This window comes from Nonomuraea salmonea, from assembly GCF_042428605.1.
GTDB lineage: Bacteria > Actinomycetota > Actinomycetes > Streptosporangiales > Streptosporangiaceae > Nonomuraea > Nonomuraea salmonea.
On sequence record NZ_JBHMCF010000029.1, the window covers coordinates 270,336 to 287,288 of the forward strand.

Here is a 16,953-nt window from a genome sequence, read left to right on the forward strand (position 1 = left end):
TCCGCGAGAGTCCAGGAGGCAGGCGCCGTCAGGCGCGGCGCCTGGTGCCCCGCCCGAGGAGCCAGCCGAGCGTCACGCCGGCCAGCGCCACACCGGCACCGGTGCCGAACGCGGCCAGCATGACCCACGGCCGCGTCTCGGTGCGCGGCGCGCGGGGCCGCTCGTAGACGGCGGCGGGAGCGGCGTCGGTAAGGCTCCGCGCGTCCGTAAGGGTCCCCGCGTCCGTAAGGGCCGCGGCGTCCGTGAGGGCCGCGGCGTCCGTGAGGGCCGCGGCGTCCGTGAGGGCCGCGGCGTCCGTGAGGGGCGCGGCGTCCGTGAGGGGCGCGGCGTCCTGCGCGGGCGCGACGGCCGGGACCGGGGCGCACAGGTGCTGCTCGACGGCGGTGAAGAACTCCTGGGCGGTGCGCTTGGCCACCGAGCCCAGCATGCGCTGCCCGACGCCGCCGATCATGCCGCCGATGACCGCCTCGGCGTCGTAGTCGACCCTGGTGCCGCCGTCGGCCTCGCTGAGCCGGACCTGCACGGTCGCGTCCACGGTGCCGGGCGCGCCCTGCCCGCGCGCCTTGAGCGTGAAGCGCTCGGGCGGCAGCGGGTCGGACAGCGCCACCTCGCCCTGGTAGACGCCCTTGACGGAGGCCACGCCCGCGTTGACCGTCATCCGGTACGTGTCAGGACCGCACTCCTCCAGCCGCTCGCACCCAGGGATGGTCCGCACCAGCACGGCGGGGTCGCGGAACGCCGCCCACAGCCGGTCCCTGTCCACCCCGATCACGACACTGCCCGCCACGTTCATGTCGCCACTCTAAGCAGCCGGAGCCTCCCGGCTTAAGGGCAACACCTGCCAGACGCGGACCGGCCGGTCGATCATGCCTGGCAAGATTCTGTGGTTATGGTGGGAAAGCGACGGGCGTACGTGACGGTGGGTGTGGTGTGCGCCCTGGCGCTGGCCGCCTGCGGGCCGGGTGACGTGCCCAAGGAGTCCGCCGCGCCGAAGGAGCGGCCCACGGCGTCCGTGACGCCGAGCCCGACCGCGCCGCAGGGCCCGCCCGGGGTCAGGCCGCGCAGGGGCGAGGTACGCCCGATCACCCGCACCGGCGACCTGCCACCGGTGATCAGCTCCATCCCCACCAGGCGCAAGGTCGTCTTCCTCACCATCGACGACGGCTGGGAGCAGGACCCTGGCTTCGTCCAGCAGATCCGCGACGAGCGCATCCCCATCACGGCCTTCGCCATGCGCGACGCGGTGGAGGCCAAGGGCACCCCGGACCAGGCGGGTGGCGAGGCGCGCTACGTCGGCGCCGGCAAGTGGGGATATTTCCGTCAATTGCGTGACGCCGGGGTGGCCGTCGAGAACCACACCCTCACCCACCCCAACCTCCGCCTCCTCGGCCGCGCCGCCCAGCGCAAGGAGATCTGCGGCACGGCCCAGCTGATCAAGAAGGAGGTCGGGACGCGGCCGGCGTTGTTCCGCCCGCCGTTCGGCAACTACAACACCGACACGCTGCTGGCGGCCAAGAGCTGCGGCGTACGGGCCGTACTCCTGTGGACCGCGACCGTGCAACCGGGCGGCAAGATCGCCTACCAGGTGCCCGACAAGCGGCTGCGCCCCGGCGACATCCTGCTGCTGCACTTCCGCCCCAACCTGGCCAGGGACTTCCGCATCCTGGTGAAGAAGATCAAGCGCCGCGGTTACGCCCTGGGCAACCTCCAGGCGTACCTGGACGCCGCCGACCCGCGCTGAGGTCCGCCTCGGGACGTACGGGACGATCCGTCGCGCGGGTGACGCGCATCCCCGCCCCAGCAGGGCATTCTCGAAGCTCGGCAACCAGCACACCCGGGATGTGACGAACGTCGCACCCCATTGCTCTACAGCTTGTAGTACTACTGCAAGTAGATGTACTACAGCTTGTAGAGCAACGACTTTCGGCGGGGATGATGGACGCACTAGACCTGGCGCGGTGGCAGTTCGGGGTGACCACCGTGTACCACTTCCTGTTCGTGCCCCTGACCATCGGTCTCGGGATCTTCGTGGCCGGCCTGCAGACGGCCTGGCACCGCACGGGCAAGGAGCACTACCTCAAGCTGACCAAGTTCTTCGGCAAGCTGTTTCTGATCAACTTCGCCATGGGCGTGGTCACCGGCATCGTGCAGGAGTTCCAGTTCGGGATGAACTGGAGTGAGTACTCCACCTTCGTGGGCGACGTCTTCGGCGCCCCGCTGGCCATGGAGGCGCTGCTGGCCTTCTTCATGGAGTCCACGTTCCTCGGCCTGTGGATCTTCGGCTGGGACCGGCTGCCGAAGAAGGCGCACCTGGCCTGCATCTGGGCGGCGGCCATCGGCTCGAACATCTCCGCCTACTTCATCCTCGCCGCCAACGCCTGGATGAAGCACCCGGTCGGCTACGAGGTCGTGGACGGCAAGGCCAGGATGACGGACCTGTGGGCGGTGCTCACCAACTCCACGGCGCTGGCCCAGGTGCCGCACGTGATCGGCGGGGCGTTCGTGGTGGCGGGCGGCTTCGTGCTGGCGGTCTGCGGCTACTGGCTGCTGCGCACGCGTGGCACGCGGGCCGCCGCCATGTGGCGCGGCGCCGCCCGCGCCGCGCTGCTGATGACCGCGCTCGCGGGCGCGGTGGTCGCGGGCACCGGCGACATGTCCGCCAAGCTCATGTACGAGCAGCAGCCGATGAAGCTGGCCGCCGCCGAGGGTCTGGAGCGCGACACGGCGGGCGCGGCGTTCAGCGTCGCCCCCGGCATCGAGATCCCCAAGGTGCTGAGCTTCCTCGCCACCAACGACCCCGACGCCGTCGTCGCCGGCACCGAGGACCTGCAGCGCCGCTTCGAGGAGCAGTTCGGCCCCGGCGACTACCGCCCCAACGGCCCCGTCGTGTTCTGGTCGTTCCGCGTGATGATCGCCTTCGGCATGGCCACCGTCGGCCTGTCGGTGCTCGGGCTGTGGCTGACCAGGCGCCGCCGGGCCTTCCCCGCGTGGCTGTCGAAGGCGCTGCTGCTCGCGCTGCCGCTGCCGCTGGCCGCGGTGATCGCCGGCTGGCTGCTCAGCGAGATCGGCCGCCAGCCGTGGACGGTCGCCGGCGAACTGCTGACCGCCGCGAGCGTCTCACCCGGCGTGACGCTGGCCGAGGTGGCCACCTCCCTGGCGATCTTCACCCTCGTGTACGGCGTCTTCACCGTGGCCGAGGCCGTGCTGCTGGCCAGGCACGTACGCAAGGGCGTCGAGGAGCCCGCCCCCGAGCCCGCGGCCGAGCGGCGCGAACCGCAGCTCATGTACTGAGCCCATGTGACGAGTTGAGGAGCTTCCCGTGATCGAGTTGTGGTTCGCCATCATCGCCTTCCTGTGGACCGGCTACTTCGTCCTCGAAGGCTTCGACTTCGGCGTCGGCATGCTGGCCCCGGTGGTCAGCAGGAACGCCGCCGAGCAGCGCGCCAGCCTGCAGACCATCGGCCCGGTGTGGGACGGCAACGAGGTGTGGCTGATCACCGCGGTCGGCGCCATGTTCGCCGCGTTCCCCGCCTGGTACGCCGGCGTGTTCAGCACGTTCTACCTGCCCGTGACGCTGATCCTGGTCGGGCTGATCCTGCGCGGGCTCGGCCTGGAGTGGCGGAGCAAGGTCGCGAACCCGGCCTGGTGCGACCTCGCGGTCGTGGCGGGCAGCGCGCTGCCGGCGTTCCTGTGGGGCACGGTCTTCGCCCACCTGCTGTTCGGCGGCCTGCTCGCGGCCCTGCTCGGCGGCGCGTTCACGCTGGCCGTGTGCGTCCTGCACGGCGCGGTGTTCCTGGCGCTGAAGACCACCGGCCAGGTGCGCCGCCGCGCCAGGACCGCCGCGCTCGCCGCCGCAGGGGTGACGCTGCCGGTGGCGGTGTTCGCCCTGTCGGGCCTCGGCACCGGCCCCGCCCTGGCCGCGATGGCGGCGCTGGCCGCGGCCACGGCGCTGATCTGGCGGCGCAGGGAGGGATGGGCGTTCGGCGCGACGGCCGGCGCGATCGTGCTGACCACGCTGGCGGTCTTCATGGAGCTGCGGCTGCGCCCGCTGCCGGGTCTCACGCTGGCCGAGGCGGCGTCGGGGCCGTACACGCTGACCATGCTGAGCTGGATCGGGCTGATCGCCCTGCCGTTCGTGCTGGTCTACCAGGGGTGGACGTACTGGGTGTTCAGGAAGCGGGTCCTGGTGCCTGCCGGCTGACCCGCGCCTCCTTCGTCAGGTGCAGGTCGCCGCCGAGCCGCTCGTGCAGCAGGTCGAGCACCTGCCGGCCGGCCAGCACCGTCCACCTGGGTCCCACCAGGTACGGGTTCTTCTCCGGCGCGGCGTCCATCCAGGCGTCCTTCCCGGCCTGGCTGGCGAAGGTCGTGACGAAGAACTCGCCGTCGGGGGTCTTGCAGTAGCCGGTACGGATCTCCGGCGCGTCCACCTGCATCCGGGGCGCACAGCCGACCTTGGCGGCCAGTTGCTCGACGGTGACGGGGGCGGCGCCGGCCCGCTGCGCGCTCGCCGTGACGTAGCCGCCGACGCTCCCGGAGGAGCAGCCGGCGACCAGTCCGGCCAGCAGCGCGAAAGCGGCCAGACGTGGAAATGTCGTCATGTGCAGAGGTACGCACCTGCGGGAGGCCAGGTTCAGGACCCGCCGACCCCTTGACCGGTCACTGGGGGGCGGGGGTCTGGGAGACGCGGTGGTCGGTCAGGTGGAGGTCGCCGTTGAGCGGGCCCTTGAGCACCTCCAGCACCTTCAGCGGCCCGAGCACCGTCCACTTGGGCCCCACCAGGTGCGGGTTGTACTCGGGCGCCTCGTTCATCCAGGCGTCCTTGAGCTTCTCGGTCTTGAAGGTGTTGACGAAGAACTCGCCGGCGTCCGTCTTGCAGAACGCGGTCCTGACGTCCTCGGCCTCGACCTGCATCTTGGGCTTGCAGCCGACCTTCTCCGAGATCTGCTCGACGGTCATCGGCTTGGGAGTGGCCGGCTCCGCCCCGTCCGCTGCGACGTAGTCGTTCCAGCCGCCTCCTGAGGAGCAGCCGGCGACCAGTCCGGCCAGCAGCGCGAAAGCGGCCAGACGTGGAAATGTCGTCATGTGCGAGGGTACGCAGCCCCGCCGCCTCCGGTTCACCCGGATCGGCCGCCCCTTGCGGTGCGCAGCGTGTGGAGGTCGGACGGGGAGATCGGCATGCGGTCGATCGGGATGCCCTCGGCGTCCTCGACGGCCGAGGCGATGACCGCCGACACCGGGATCACGCCCGCCTCCCCCGCCCCCTTGACGCCGAGCGGGTTGAGCGGCGACGGCGTCTCCAGGTGGCCGGTCTCGACGCGGGGGATCTCGGTCGCGTACGGCATGAGGAAGTCCATGAAGGAGGCGTTCACCAGCTGGCCGTGCTGGTCGTAGACCATCCGCTCGTACAGCGCGCCGCCGATGCCCTGGGCGACGCCGCCGTGGATCTGCCCCTCGACGATCATCGGGTTGATGAGCCGCCCGCAGTCGTGCACCACGGCGTACCTGACGACCTTGATCTCGGCGGTGTCGGGGTCGGTCTCCACGATGGCGGCGTGCATCCCGGCCGCGAACGTGGAGCGGATCGGCGAGTAGTAGTCACGCCCCTCCAGGCCGGGCTCCTCGCCCTCGGCGACAGGCGGCTTGTCCGGATCGGCGGCGCCGGAGAACTGGGTGGCCTTGGCGGCCTCCTCGTCGAAGGCGTACCTGAGCGGGTTGGCGAGCACGGCCACCGTGGACAGCGGGATCGACGCCGACGGCGTGCCCGCCACGTGCACGAGCCCGTCGGTGACGGTCAGATCCGCGGGGTCGGCCTCCAGGGCGTCGGCGGCGATGCGCAGCGCCTTCTCGCGGACCTTCCTGCACGCCAGGGCGATGGCGTTGCCGCTGACGACGGCGGCCCTGGAGGCGAAGGTGCCGACCGCGTACCCGAAACGGCGGGTGTCGCCGGTGACCACGCTGACCCGCTCGATGGGCACGCCCAGCTCGGCGGCGGCGATCTGGGCGAAAGCCGTCTCGTGGCCCTGCCCCTGCGAGGTGAGGCCGGTGGAGACGTGCACCCGGCCGTCGGAGGTGATCTGCACGTGCCCGCCCTCGTACGGGCCGACTCCGGTGCCCTCGACGTAGCAGCCGATGCCGATGCCGCGCCCAGGACGCCGCTCGAAGGAGTCCCAGCCGATCAGCTCCTTGATCATGCGGAGCATCTCGGGATAGTTCCCGCTGTCGTAGATGAGCGGCCGGCCGTCCTGGAAGATCATCCCCTGGTCGTACGGGAACTCGTCGGGCTGGATGAAGTTGGCCGCCCGCACCTCCGTGCGGTCCTTGCCGAGGTGCCGCGCGATCTTGTCGAGCGTGCGCTCCATGCAGAACACGCCCTGCGGCCTGCCCGCCCCACGATAGGGCGTGACCTGCACGGTGTTGGTGTAGACGGCGGTGAACTCGACCCGGTACGCCCCCGGCTTGTACGGCCCGAGCAGCTGCGTCGAGGTGACGATCGGGACGATGATCCCGTACGGCGTGTAGGCCCCGTGGTCGTGCAGGATGCTCACGTCGAGGCCCAGCACGCGCCCGTCGTCGTCGAACCCGACCCGCACGTGCTGCACCTGCGCCCGCTCGTGCGCCGACGACACGAAGTGCTCGCGGCGGTCCTCGGCCCACTTGATCTCGCGGTTCAGCGTCATGGCCGCCCACGGCACCAGGATCTCCTCGGGCCACGGGTGCACGATCTTGACGCCGAAGCCGCCGCCCACGTCGGGCGCGATCACCTCGACCTGCGGCAGCGGCAGGCCGAGCGCGGCGGCCACGGCCATCCTGACGCTGGTCGAGGTCTGGGTGCTGGAGTAGACGCGCAGGTCGCGGCCGTCCCAGCGGGCGTACACGCCGCGGCCCTCCAGCGGCATGCTGGCGCTGCGCTCGATGTCGAGCCGGAAGGACAGGGTGTGCGGCGCGCCCTCGATCGCCTCTCCTGCGCCCCGGCCGTCGGTGGCCGGGACCTCCTGGACGAGGTGGGCGCCGACGTTGCCCGGCACGTCCTCGTGCACGAGCTGCGCCCCCTGCACGGCCTCCGCCAGGCCGACGACGGGCTTCAGCGGCTCGTAGTCGACCTCGATGAGCGCGCAGGCGTCCTCGGCGGCGTAACGGTCGGCGGCCACCACCATGACCACCGGCTCGCCGACGTGCCTGACGACGTCCCTGGCCAGCGGGTAGGCGGTGCGGCCGTGGGTGAGCGCCGGGTGCGGGATGAGCAGCGGCAGCGGCCGTCCGACGCGCTCCGGCAGGTCCTCCCAGGTGTGGATGGCGACCAGCCCGTCCACGTCGAGCGCCGCCGAGACGTCGATGTCGCGGATGCGGGCGTGCGCGTGCGGGGAACGCACGAACGCCGCCGCCAGCGCCTCCTGCCCGAGGTCGTCGAGGTAGCGGCCCTGGCCGGTGAGCAGCCGCGGGTCCTCCCTGCGCGCCACCGGCTCCCCGAGCCACCGCGTCGTCATGCCTCCTCCGCCAGCAGCTCGGCGGCCCGGTGGACGGCCTTGACGATGTTCTGGTAGCCGGTGCAGCGGCACAGGTTGCCCGAGATGCCCTCGACCACCTTCTCGTCCGTCGGCGCCGGGTTGTCGCGCAGCAGCGCCGTCACCGTGCACAGGAAGCCCGGCGTGCAGAAGCCGCACTGCAGGCCGTGGCACTCGGCGAAGGCCCGCTGCACCGCCGACAGCCGCCCGTCCTCCCCTGCCAGGCCCTCCACGGTGGTCAGCTCGGCGCCGTCCACGGTCACCGCGAACGTCAGGCACGAGCGCACCGGGCGGCCGTCGAGCAGCACCGTGCAGCAGCCGCAGACGCCGTGCTCGCAGCCGACGTGCGTCCCGGTCAGGCCCAGGTCGTGGCGCAGGCAGTCGGACAGCAACCGCCGCGCGGGCACGCGCGCCCGCCTCGCCGTCCCGTTCACGACCAGCGTGATCTCGTGGAGCACGTTCCCCCGGCTCATGTTCTCGCGGCTCGTGGTTCCGTGGCTGGTGGTTTCGTAGCTCTTGTTTTCGTGGCTCGTGGTTTCGTGGCTCGTTGTCTCGTGCCGGGTGGTCTCATGGCCCATGGGCCGCCGCCCCCTCCCGCGCCGCGTCGTGCAGCGCCCGTTCGGCCAGGACACCCACCAGGTGCCGCCGGTAGGCGGCGGTGGCGTGCAGGTCGTCGTCCGGATCGGCCGCGGCGCGTACGGCGTCGGCCGCCCCCGCGAGCTTGTCGAGCTCCACGACGACCGGCACGGGCCCGACCCCGATGCACGCCACCCGCGCCCGCCCGTCCGGCGTGACCAGCGCGCACACCCCGGCCAGCGCGTAGTCGCCGTGCCGCCGCGCCACCTCGTGGAACGCCACCCCCACGCCCTCCTCCACCGCGGGGAAGAACGCCGAGACGGCCAGCTCGCCGGGCCGCGCCGCCGACTCCATGGGCCCGACGAAGAACTCGGCGGCCGGCACGTCACGCATCACCGCCACACCGCCGGCCGAGCGCTCGGCCGCACCACCGGCCGAGCCGCCATCCGGGGAGCCACCGGCCGGGCCGCCGTCCCATCGGGCCAGCCGAACGGAGCCGCCCAGCACCGCCAGCACCGCGGGCAACTCGGCCGCCGGATCGGCGTGCACGAGGCTGCCCACCACCGTGCCGCGATTCCTGATCACGGGGTGGGCGACCAGCTTGAGCGCCTGCGTCAGCAGCGGGTGCGCGCCCGCCCGCTCGGCGTCGGAGTGCCGGACCAGCGCCCCCACCCGGACGCCCTCCGGCGTCACCTCCAGGCCGTCGAGCCCCGCCACCCGGTTGATGTCCACCAGGTGGCCGGGCGCGGCCAGCCGCATGTTCAGCATGGGGATGAGGCTCTGCCCGCCCGCCAGCACCTTGCCGCCCTCGGCCCCCACCTCGGCCAGCGTCCGCAGCGCCGCGCCGAGGTCGCGGGGAGCGTGGTAGGCGAAGGGCGGCGGCTTCAAGCCTCACTCCGTACGGGCTCCGGGCTGCGTCCCGCGATGGCGCGCAGCAGGTGGTAGCCGCCCAGCACCACGATCGTGCCGAGCGCGATGCCCTCCAGGGTGAAGTCGCCTCCGATGGCGTGCTGCACGGGTCCGATGGCCAGGATCATGCCCGCCCCGATCGGAACCATGTTCACGGGATCGGCGAAGTTCACCCGGTTCTCGATCCAGATCTTCGCGCCGAGCAGGCCGATCATGCCGTACAGGATGACCGTGACGCCGCCCAGCACGCCGCCCGGCGTGGCCGCGACCAGCGCGCCGAACTTCGGGCACAGCCCGAACGCGATCGCGATGACGCCGGCGATGTAGTAGGCGGCCGTCGAGTAGACCTTGGTGGCCGCCATGACGCCGATGTTCTCCGCGTACGTCGTGGTCGGCGAGCCGCCCACCGCGCTGGTGACCACGGTCGCGACGCCGTCGGCCGTCACGGCGCGGCCCACGTACGGGTCGACGTCCGTGCCCGTCATCTCCCCCACGGCCTTGACGTGCCCGATGTTCTCCGCGATCAACGCGATCACGGCCGGCAGCACCAGGAGCACCGCCGAGGTCTTGAAGTCGGGGGCGTGGAAGTTCGGCAGCCCGAACCAGGGCGCCGCCGCCACCGCGTCGAAGCTCACCCGGTCGTGCGGGAACGCCGTGGCCACGCAGTACGTGCCCTCGACCGGGCAGGCCGCGCCCGCCGCGTCGCGCAGGTTCGCGCCGGGCAGCACCGACGTGACGGGCCCCACCGCCAGGTCGAGCAGCCACGACAGCACGAACCCGGACACCAGCCCGATCAGCACCCCGATCCGCCCGATGAACCCCTTGAACAGCACGATCACCACGAACGTGATGAGCATCGTGATGAGCGCCACCCAGTGGTCCTGCGGCCAGTAGACGTCCGCGACCACGAACGCCAGCCCGAACCCGATGAGCATCACCACCGCGCCGGTCACCACCGGCGGGAAGATCTTGTGGATGATGGACACGCCGAGGAAGTGGATCGCCAGCCCGGCCAGCGCCAGCACGAACCCGGCCACCAGGATCGCGCCCGTCACGATCGCGTCGGCGCCCGCGGTGTCGCCGCCCGCCGCCGCCCTGATGGCGAACACGCCGCCGACGAACGACGCGCTCGTGCCCAGGTAGCTGGGCACCTTTCCCTTGACGATCAGCAGGAACAGGATCGTCGCGACGCCCGACATCATCACCGCGACGTTGGGGTCGAGCCCCATCACCAGCGGGAAGACGAACGTCGCCCCGAACATCGCGATCACGTGCTGTGCCCCGAACCCCACCATCCGGGGCCAGCTCAGCCGTTCGTCCGGCCTGACCACCTCGCCGGGGGCCAGATGCCTGCCGTCACCGTGTTTGGTCCATCCCACAACCATGGCAAGCCCCTCTTGTACTGGGCGCTGGGCCGGCGTCACGTACCGTTGCGGGCACATTAGGCCCGACGGCACGCGCTCACACGGGCATGATCTGCCAAATCTGGCCCGCCGACCAGAGCCAACCTCGCGCACATGAGCAGACCCGCCCTGTGAGGGGTGTCATGTGAGGGATGTTCGGTGAGTGCGGGGGGCTATGAGGCCGCGGGCTCCTCGCGCCGGACGGCGCGCAGCAGGTGGTAGCCGAGCAGCAGGACGATCGTGCCGAGCGCGATGCCGCTCAGCGCGAACGTGTCGGTGATCGGGAACGCGACCGGGCCGATCGCGCAGATGATGCCCGCCCCCGTGGGCACCAGGTTGCCCGGGTCCGACAGGTTCACCCGGTTCTCGATCCAGATCTTGGCGCCGAGCAGGCCGATCATGCCGTACAGGATGGTCGTCACGCCGCCCAGCACGCCGCCGGGCGTGGCCGCGATGAGCGCGCCGAACTTGGGGCACAGGCCGAACAGGATCGCGATCACCGCCGCGATGTAGTAGGCGGCCGTCGAGTAGACCTTGGTGGCCGCCATGACGCCGATGTTCTCCGCGTACGTGGTCGTCGCCGGCCCGCCGACCGCCGTCGCCACCACCGTGCCGACGCCGTCGGCCATCACCGCGCGGCCCATGTAGGCGTCCACGTCCGTGCCGGTCATCTCGCCCACGGCCTTGACGTGCCCGACGTTCTCCGCGATGAGCGCGATCACCACCGGCAGCACCAGCACGATCGCCGAAGCCTCGAACACCGGCCCGTGGAACGACGGCAGGCCCACCCAGTCGGCCTGCGCGACCGCGTCGAGGTTGACCCGGAAGTGCTCGGTCACCTGGCCGCTGTCGTCGGGTGCGGTGATCTTGCCGCCGACGACGTCCCATCCCCACGACAACAGGAACCCGAACACCAGCCCCAGCAGCACCCCGATCCGGCCGAGGAAGCCGCGGAACACGCCGATGAACACGAACGTCGCCGCCATCGTCAGCAGCGCCACCCAGGGGTCCTTCGGCCAGTAGACGTCGGCCGCCACGTACGCCATGCCGAACCCGATGAGCATGACCACGCCGCCGGTGACGATGGGCGGGAACACCCGGTGCAGGACGCCGACGCCCAGCTTGTGGATCGCGAACCCGCAGACGGCCAGCACCACCCCGACCGCCAGCAGCGCCCCCGTGACGGTCGCGTCGCCGCCGCCCGCCGCCCTGATCGCGACGACCGCGCCGACGAACGACGCGCTGGACCCGACGTAACTCGGGATCCTCCCCTTCACGATGAGCAGGAAGAGGATCGTCGCGACCCCGGACATCATCACGGCCAGGTTCGCATCCAGCCCCATGACCAGCGGGAACACGAACGTCGCCCCGAACATCGCGATGACGTGCTGCGCGCCGATGCCCACCATCCTGGGCCAGCTCAGCCGCTCGTCCGGCTTGACCACCTCACCCGGCGTCAGGCGCTTCCCATCGCCGTGCACCTTCCACCCCAACGCCACGCCCGCACCTCAATCTCCCGCCTGACCAGCGGGTACGACCACGAAATATGTCGCAGAGCACAATAGAGGGTGCCCCCTAATTCCAGTACGCCGGGCGCCGATATTCGACGCCGTCCGGCCCGCACACCACCTCGGGGAACTGGCTCTGGCGGACGATCGCGTCGCCCAACGGCAACCACGCGTCGCTCACCTGCCGCAGGCTCTCCGAGCGCCGTCGCGGCGGGAACGCGGTGACCACCCTGGTCTTGGTGCCGCGCACCGCGTCGATCCTCCTGATGACGTGCACGGCGGCGCACAGGTCGGAGTCGGCCGACACGACCATGACCGCGTCGACCCGTCCGGTCGCCACGTCGTCCACCATGGCCGCGGCCAGCGCCACGTCGGACTGCTTCTCGGCGTAGGTCCGCCACTTGTGACCGCAGGCGCGGCAGCGGCACTTCTGCTCCTGGAACCGGCCCAGGACCACCCGCGCCCCGCTGCACTCCAGCGCCGCGAGGTAGACCTGCTGGCGGGCCGTGGCCGGCGGGTCGTCGCGGATGGGGGCCGAGAAGTAGTTGAGCCCGACGAGCCGCTGGTGCGGGCGGAGCACCCGCGTCGCCATGCCGAGGAGGTCGAGCCAGAGGAAGCGCCTGCCGCCGAGTTCGCGCAGTCCGTAGTACATGTTGAAGCCGTCCACGTAGACGCCTACGCGCTGACCTTCGGGATTCGACTTGTCGCGCACCGCTATCACGTCCTAACATGTAGTGACCCGCCCGGGGCTACGATCCCGGGTACTACGGCCCCCGTCAGGGGGCCGTTTCTTTTGCGGCACTGATGCTAGTAAACAGTACGTAATGACGTGATGACTTTTCGTGAACGCCCGCCGCGTTACTCCACGCGGATCGAGAACCCCTCGCCGCTGACCACCTGGCCCGACCGGATCTTGGCGCGTTTGCGCAGCTCGACCTCGCCGTCGACCATCACCATGCCCTCGGCGACGAGCTGTTTGGCCATGCCGCCCGTCTCGGTGATGCCGCAGTATTTGAGCAGGTCGCACAGCGGGATGTAGTCGGAGCGCAGTTCGAAGTCCACGAGCGACCAGCCTAGATGCAGCTCAGATGCCGCGCATGCGCAGCACGTGCAGCGCCAGCGTGAGGTTGAGCCGCAGGTGGGGGTCGTCGGTGAAGTTGCCGAGCAGGCGTTCGAGCTTGCCGATGCGGTAGCGCAGCGTGTTGTAGTGGAAGTGCAGCCGGCGCGCGGTCTCGGCGACGTTGAGGTTGGTCTCCAGGAGCACCTGGAGGGTGCGGCGCAGGTCGGCGTTCTCGGCGTCGTCATCGGAGGCGAGCGGGCCGAGCGTCTCGCGGACGAACGCGTGCAGCTCGTCGGTGTCGTTGACCAGCGACAGCAGCCGGTAGACGCCGAGCTGGTCGAAGTGCGCGACCGCGCCGGGCCCGTGGAGCTGGCGTCCGACGCGGGCCGCCTTCAGGGCCTGCGAGTACGCCTCGGGCAGCGTCTCCGCCCCGGGGCTCGGCCGGGAGGTGCCGGTGGAGAAGGTGGCGGGCGGCAGGTCGGCGAAGGCGGAGGCGGCGTCCTTGGCGACTCGGGCGGCGTCGAGCGAGGCGTCCACGACGGCCACGACCTCGTGGGAGAACCCGGCGACCGCGCCCTGCGGGTCGTGCCGCCTGATGGCGGCGGTCCAGCAGGCGACGAGCCGGTCCTGGGCGCTGCGCTCGTCGCCGTCGGGGTCGAGCTCGGCGACGAGCACGGTGACGGGCCTGGCGAGGTTCCAGCCGAAGGCGCGCGCCCTTGAGGTGACCCGCTCGGCGGTGCCGGCCCGTCCGGTGAGCACGTCGCGCAGGAAGTCGGCGCGGTATTTGCTCTCGACGGCGTTGACCGCCTCCTGCCGGGTGACGACGAGCGCGGCGACGGTGGCGGCGCGTTCGAGTATGCCGACGTCGCTGTCCCTGATCGCGCCCGACGGGCTGTAGGCCACGATACGGCCGTGGTGGTGCCCGCCGGCCAGCACGGGCACGGCCGCGAACGAGCGCACCAGGCCGGGCGAAGGTGATGCGGGCGGGCCCTCGTGGGCGATCGACTCGCGCAGGACGGCCACGTGCTCGGCCGGCCCGGCGGTGGCGAGGACGCGGCCCGTGCCGTCGACGGCCGCCACCGACACGTCGAGCAGCTGGGCCACCTCGGCGGTGACCTCGTTGAGCCCGCCCCCGGCCAGCACGACCTGGACGAGCGCCCGGTGCGCCTCCTCGGCGCGGGCGAGCACGGCGGCCTGCCGGTTGAGTATGTCGGTCAGCACCTGGTTGAGGATGTCGTCGAAGCCGACGTCGTTGGGCAGCAGGATGAGCGGGAAGCCGAGCCGGTCGGCCTGCTCGACCATCTCGTCGGGCAGCTCGTCGACGTAGCGGCCGAGCTTGATGGCCAGCGCGGCCAGCCCCCGCTCGTCGAGGTCGGCGACCAGCCGGCCGAGCGACTGGGGCGTGTTGCGCAGCGGGTAGCCGGTGGTCAGCAGCAGCTCGTGCGGTTTGACCCAGGCGAGGATGTCGGGCACTTCCATGACGTTGAGCCGCTGCACGATGCGGCCGAGCCCGCTCTCCCCCGCGATCAGCCGCGCGCCGGCGAGGGTGGACACGCCGAGCACCTCTCCGACGGACACGCCGTGGATGATCGTGCCGGTGCTGGCGAGACGGACGGGGGGCTCCATAGAGCGATTGTGACCCCGGCGACCGTCTGTCAGGAAGAGCCAACCATCGCGCTGACTGTTGGCAAATTTACCCGTACGGAGGGTTCGTCGGCCGTTCTACGGTCAGGTCCAAGGTCGGTTGGGAGGTCCGGTGACCGTCAGTACTCATGCGCGGCGTACCCGCGTGCACGTCACGGGTGCGGCCAGCACGGCGGTGCGCGCGTTGCTGGAGGCACAGCGGCGTCCGGCGCGGGTGCTCGCGGCGTTCCCTCAGGGCGTGTATCTGGAGGTCAGGACCGAGGTGGAGCCGTCGGTGATCGCGGTGATCACCGGCGAGGCCACCCGGCTGCCCAACTCCGTGCTACTGGCCGCCCCGCTGCCGCACCTCACGGTGGGTGACGACGCGGCGGTGGGTGACCGGGCGATCGAGCTGGGCCCGCTGAGCCTGACCGTACGCCGGTGGTGGGATCCCGCGCCGCCGCTCGGCGCGGTGGACAGGGACCTGCTGGCGCGGGCCGTGGACGAGCTGACCGAGCCGCCCGGCGCTGGGCTGTCCGGTGACGCCTCGGTGGAGTTGCTCGCGGACAGTTGCGCGAAGGGGTGGCTGCTGGGCGCCGTGACGGCGGCCGAGCGGCTGGTCGGGCTGGGCCCAGGGCTCACGCCGAGCGGGGACGACGTGCTGGCTGGGCTGCTGGTGGCGCTGCGGCATCTCGGCAGGGCCGCCGGCGCGGGGCGGGCCGTGTGGCTGGCCGACTGGCTGGCGGCGACCGTGACGTACGACGCCCGCACCCGGACGACGCCGATCTCCGCGACCCTCCTGCACTGCGCGGCCAGGGGCGAGGCCAGCCCCGAGGTGCTCGGCGTGCTGCGCGGCCTGGCCGGGCGCCAGGCGCTGGCCCCGGCGCTGCGCCGCCTGCACCGGCTCGGCCACACCTCGGGCAGCGACCTCGCCCAGGGCGTCGCGATCGGCGCGCGTACGGTCCTGTCGCTGGGGGCGGCCGGATGAGCGAGCCGCTGGTGCTGGCGCGGCGGGGGGCGTACCACGACTCGGTGACGCTCATGCGGGTCAGCCGGGCGCTGTCGGAGCTGCCCGGCGTGACGGCCGCGATGGTCGCGATGGGCACCGATCTCAACGTCTCGATCCTGCGCGACATGGGTTTCGACGTGCCGGCGGCGGGGCCGTCCGACCTGCTGATCGCGGTACGCGCCGCGGACGCGGACGCGGCTGTGGCGGAGGCTGATCGGCTGCTCGCGGGCACGCACGGGGCCGAGTCCTCGGCGGCGGAGCAGCCGCCGCTGACCACCCGTTCGGCCGCCGCCCGCGACGCGGCGAACCTGGTGCTGGTCTCGACGCCCGGCGAGTACGCCTTCTTCGAGGCCCTGGACGCCGTCGAGGCCGGCCTGCCCGTCATGATCTTCAGCGACGGCGTCACGGTCGCGCAGGAGCGGCGGCTGAAGGAGCTGGCCGAGGCGAAGGACGTGCTGGTCATGGGCCCCGACTGCGGCACCGCCGCGATCGGCGGCGCCGGGCTCGGCTTCGCGAACGTGCTGTCGCCCGGCCCGGTCGGCGTGGTGGCCGCGTCGGGCACGGGGGCGCAGCAGGTGACGTCGCTGCTCGACTGGGCGGGCGTGGGGGTCAGCCACGTGCTCGGGGTGGGCGGAAGGGACCTGTCGGCCGAGGTGGGCGGCCTGTCCACGCGGCGCGCCCTGCGCATGCTGGACGACGACCCGGCCAGCGAGCTGATCGTGCTGGTCTCCAAGCCGCCGTCCCCCGGGGTGGCGCGCGAGGTGGCGGCAGAACGCCTGCGCACCCCCGTGGTGCACGCCCTGCTCGGCACGTCCGGCGGCGATCTGACCACGGCGGCCGAGCAGGTGCTGCGGGTGCTCGGCAGGGCCGTCCCCGAGTGGCCGTCCTGGCCGGCCGCGCCCGGCTCGCGTCCGGCCGCCAAAGCGCTCAAGGGCCTGTACGCCGGCGGCACGCTGTGCGCCGAGTCCGCCCTGCTGGCCGGTTCAGGCGACTTCGTGGACTTCGGCGACGACACCTACACCAGGGGCCGCGCCCACCCGATGATCGACCCGGCCCTGCGCGTCGAGGCCCTGTCCCGGGCCGTGGAGACGGACGTGGTGCTCATGGACGTCGTGCTCGGCCACGGCGCCGACCCCGACCCGGCCGCCGCGCTGGCCCCCGCGATCGCCCGTACGCCGGCCACGGTGGTCGTCGCCCTGGTCGGCACCGAGGGCGACCCGCAGGACCTGCACCGGCAGGCCGCCGCGTTCCGCGAGGCGGGCGCGTCGGTCTTCGTCTCCAACGCCCAGGCCGCCCGCCACGCCAGGAGCCTGATGTGACCGGGCGGGAGTTCGCTCTGATCGCCCAGGCCGTTCGCCCTGCC

Annotated in this window: 16 protein-coding genes; 5 read left to right on the forward strand and 11 right to left on the reverse strand. The window is 72.0% G+C overall.

Annotated elements, in window-relative coordinates; all coding sequences use genetic code 11:
• Nucleotides 1-28: 28 nt before the first annotated feature.
• Nucleotides 29-793 carry an SRPBCC family protein gene (locus tag ACFFR3_RS25370; RefSeq protein WP_345387168.1) on the reverse strand — a complete coding sequence of 255 codons (765 nt, stop codon included), beginning with the start codon at nucleotides 791-793 and terminating at the stop codon, nucleotides 29-31.
• A gap of 96 nt (nucleotides 794-889) precedes the next feature.
• Here ACFFR3_RS25370 and ACFFR3_RS25375 point away from each other — a divergent pair, with 96 nt between their 5' ends.
• The 3 genes from ACFFR3_RS25375 to cydB all read left to right on the forward strand — a co-directional run bounded on the left by ACFFR3_RS25375 (nucleotide 890) and on the right by cydB (nucleotide 4,201).
• Nucleotides 890-1,741 (forward strand): polysaccharide deacetylase family protein, encoded by an 852-nt coding sequence (locus tag ACFFR3_RS25375; RefSeq protein ID WP_379483956.1) that lies wholly within the window; start codon nucleotides 890-892, stop codon nucleotides 1,739-1,741.
• A gap of 194 nt (nucleotides 1,742-1,935) precedes the next feature.
• Nucleotides 1,936-3,291 (forward strand): cytochrome ubiquinol oxidase subunit I, encoded by a 1,356-nt coding sequence (locus ACFFR3_RS25380; protein WP_345409285.1) that lies wholly within the window; start codon nucleotides 1,936-1,938, stop codon nucleotides 3,289-3,291.
• A 28-nt stretch (nucleotides 3,292-3,319) separates the two neighbouring features.
• Nucleotides 3,320-4,201 carry a cytochrome d ubiquinol oxidase subunit II gene (gene cydB, locus ACFFR3_RS25385; RefSeq protein ID WP_345387172.1) on the forward strand — a complete coding sequence of 294 codons (882 nt, stop codon included), beginning with the start codon at nucleotides 3,320-3,322 and terminating at the stop codon, nucleotides 4,199-4,201.
• On the opposite strand, the gene ACFFR3_RS25390 is transcribed toward cydB, so the two are convergent.
• The 10 genes from ACFFR3_RS25390 to ACFFR3_RS25435 all read right to left on the reverse strand — a co-directional run bounded on the left by ACFFR3_RS25390 (nucleotide 4,170) and on the right by ACFFR3_RS25435 (nucleotide 14,584).
• Nucleotides 4,170-4,598, reverse strand: a complete 429-nt coding sequence (locus ACFFR3_RS25390) for a hypothetical protein (RefSeq protein WP_345387174.1) — start codon at nucleotides 4,596-4,598, stop codon at nucleotides 4,170-4,172. The genes cydB and ACFFR3_RS25390 overlap by 32 nt on opposite strands.
• Nucleotides 4,599-4,656: 58 nt before the next feature.
• Nucleotides 4,657-5,082, reverse strand: a complete 426-nt coding sequence (locus tag ACFFR3_RS25395) for a hypothetical protein (protein WP_379483957.1) — start codon at nucleotides 5,080-5,082, stop codon at nucleotides 4,657-4,659.
• Nucleotides 5,083-5,114: 32 nt separating this feature from the next.
• The gene (gene cutA, locus ACFFR3_RS25400) at nucleotides 5,115-7,484 is read right to left on the reverse strand and encodes an aerobic carbon-monoxide dehydrogenase large subunit (protein ID WP_379483958.1); all 2,370 of its coding nucleotides are present in this window, start codon (nucleotides 7,482-7,484) and stop codon (nucleotides 5,115-5,117) included.
• A complete protein-coding gene (locus tag ACFFR3_RS25405; protein ID WP_379483959.1) occupies nucleotides 7,481-7,975 on the reverse strand; it encodes a (2Fe-2S)-binding protein in 495 nt (164 codons plus the stop codon). The genes cutA and ACFFR3_RS25405 overlap by 4 nt, the downstream gene beginning before the upstream one ends.
• A gap of 94 nt (nucleotides 7,976-8,069) precedes the next feature.
• Entirely contained in the window at nucleotides 8,070-8,966 is an 897-nt protein-coding gene (locus tag ACFFR3_RS25410; protein WP_379483960.1) for an FAD binding domain-containing protein, read from the reverse strand.
• A complete protein-coding gene (locus ACFFR3_RS25415; protein ID WP_364363954.1) occupies nucleotides 8,963-10,372 on the reverse strand; it encodes a uracil-xanthine permease family protein in 1,410 nt (469 codons plus the stop codon). Before ACFFR3_RS25415 ends, ACFFR3_RS25410 begins: the two co-directional genes overlap by 4 nt.
• A 191-nt stretch (nucleotides 10,373-10,563) precedes the next feature.
• Nucleotides 10,564-11,889 (reverse strand): uracil-xanthine permease family protein, encoded by a 1,326-nt coding sequence (locus ACFFR3_RS25420; protein WP_364363951.1) that lies wholly within the window; start codon nucleotides 11,887-11,889, stop codon nucleotides 10,564-10,566.
• Between the two features lie 76 nt (nucleotides 11,890-11,965).
• Nucleotides 11,966-12,610: an NYN domain-containing protein gene (locus ACFFR3_RS25425; RefSeq protein WP_379483961.1), complete on the reverse strand. Its 645-nt coding sequence runs from the start codon at nucleotides 12,608-12,610 to the stop codon at nucleotides 11,966-11,968.
• A gap of 146 nt (nucleotides 12,611-12,756) precedes the next feature.
• Nucleotides 12,757-12,960: an RNA-binding S4 domain-containing protein gene (locus ACFFR3_RS25430; protein WP_355431188.1), complete on the reverse strand. Its 204-nt coding sequence runs from the start codon at nucleotides 12,958-12,960 to the stop codon at nucleotides 12,757-12,759.
• 22 nt (nucleotides 12,961-12,982) lie between these two features.
• Complete coding sequence (locus tag ACFFR3_RS25435) at nucleotides 12,983-14,584, reverse strand: PucR family transcriptional regulator ligand-binding domain-containing protein (RefSeq protein WP_379483962.1); 1,602 nt, start codon at nucleotides 14,582-14,584, stop codon at nucleotides 12,983-12,985.
• 130 nt (nucleotides 14,585-14,714) lie between these two features.
• On the opposite strand from ACFFR3_RS25435, the gene ACFFR3_RS25440 reads away from it, so the two are divergent.
• Nucleotides 14,715-15,569 (forward strand): oxamate carbamoyltransferase subunit AllH family protein, encoded by an 855-nt coding sequence (locus tag ACFFR3_RS25440; RefSeq protein ID WP_379483963.1) that lies wholly within the window; start codon nucleotides 14,715-14,717, stop codon nucleotides 15,567-15,569.
• A complete protein-coding gene (locus tag ACFFR3_RS25445; protein ID WP_379483964.1) occupies nucleotides 15,566-16,909 on the forward strand; it encodes an AllF/FdrA family protein in 1,344 nt (447 codons plus the stop codon). Before ACFFR3_RS25440 ends, ACFFR3_RS25445 begins: the two co-directional genes overlap by 4 nt.
• Nucleotides 16,910-16,953 lie beyond the last annotated feature (44 nt).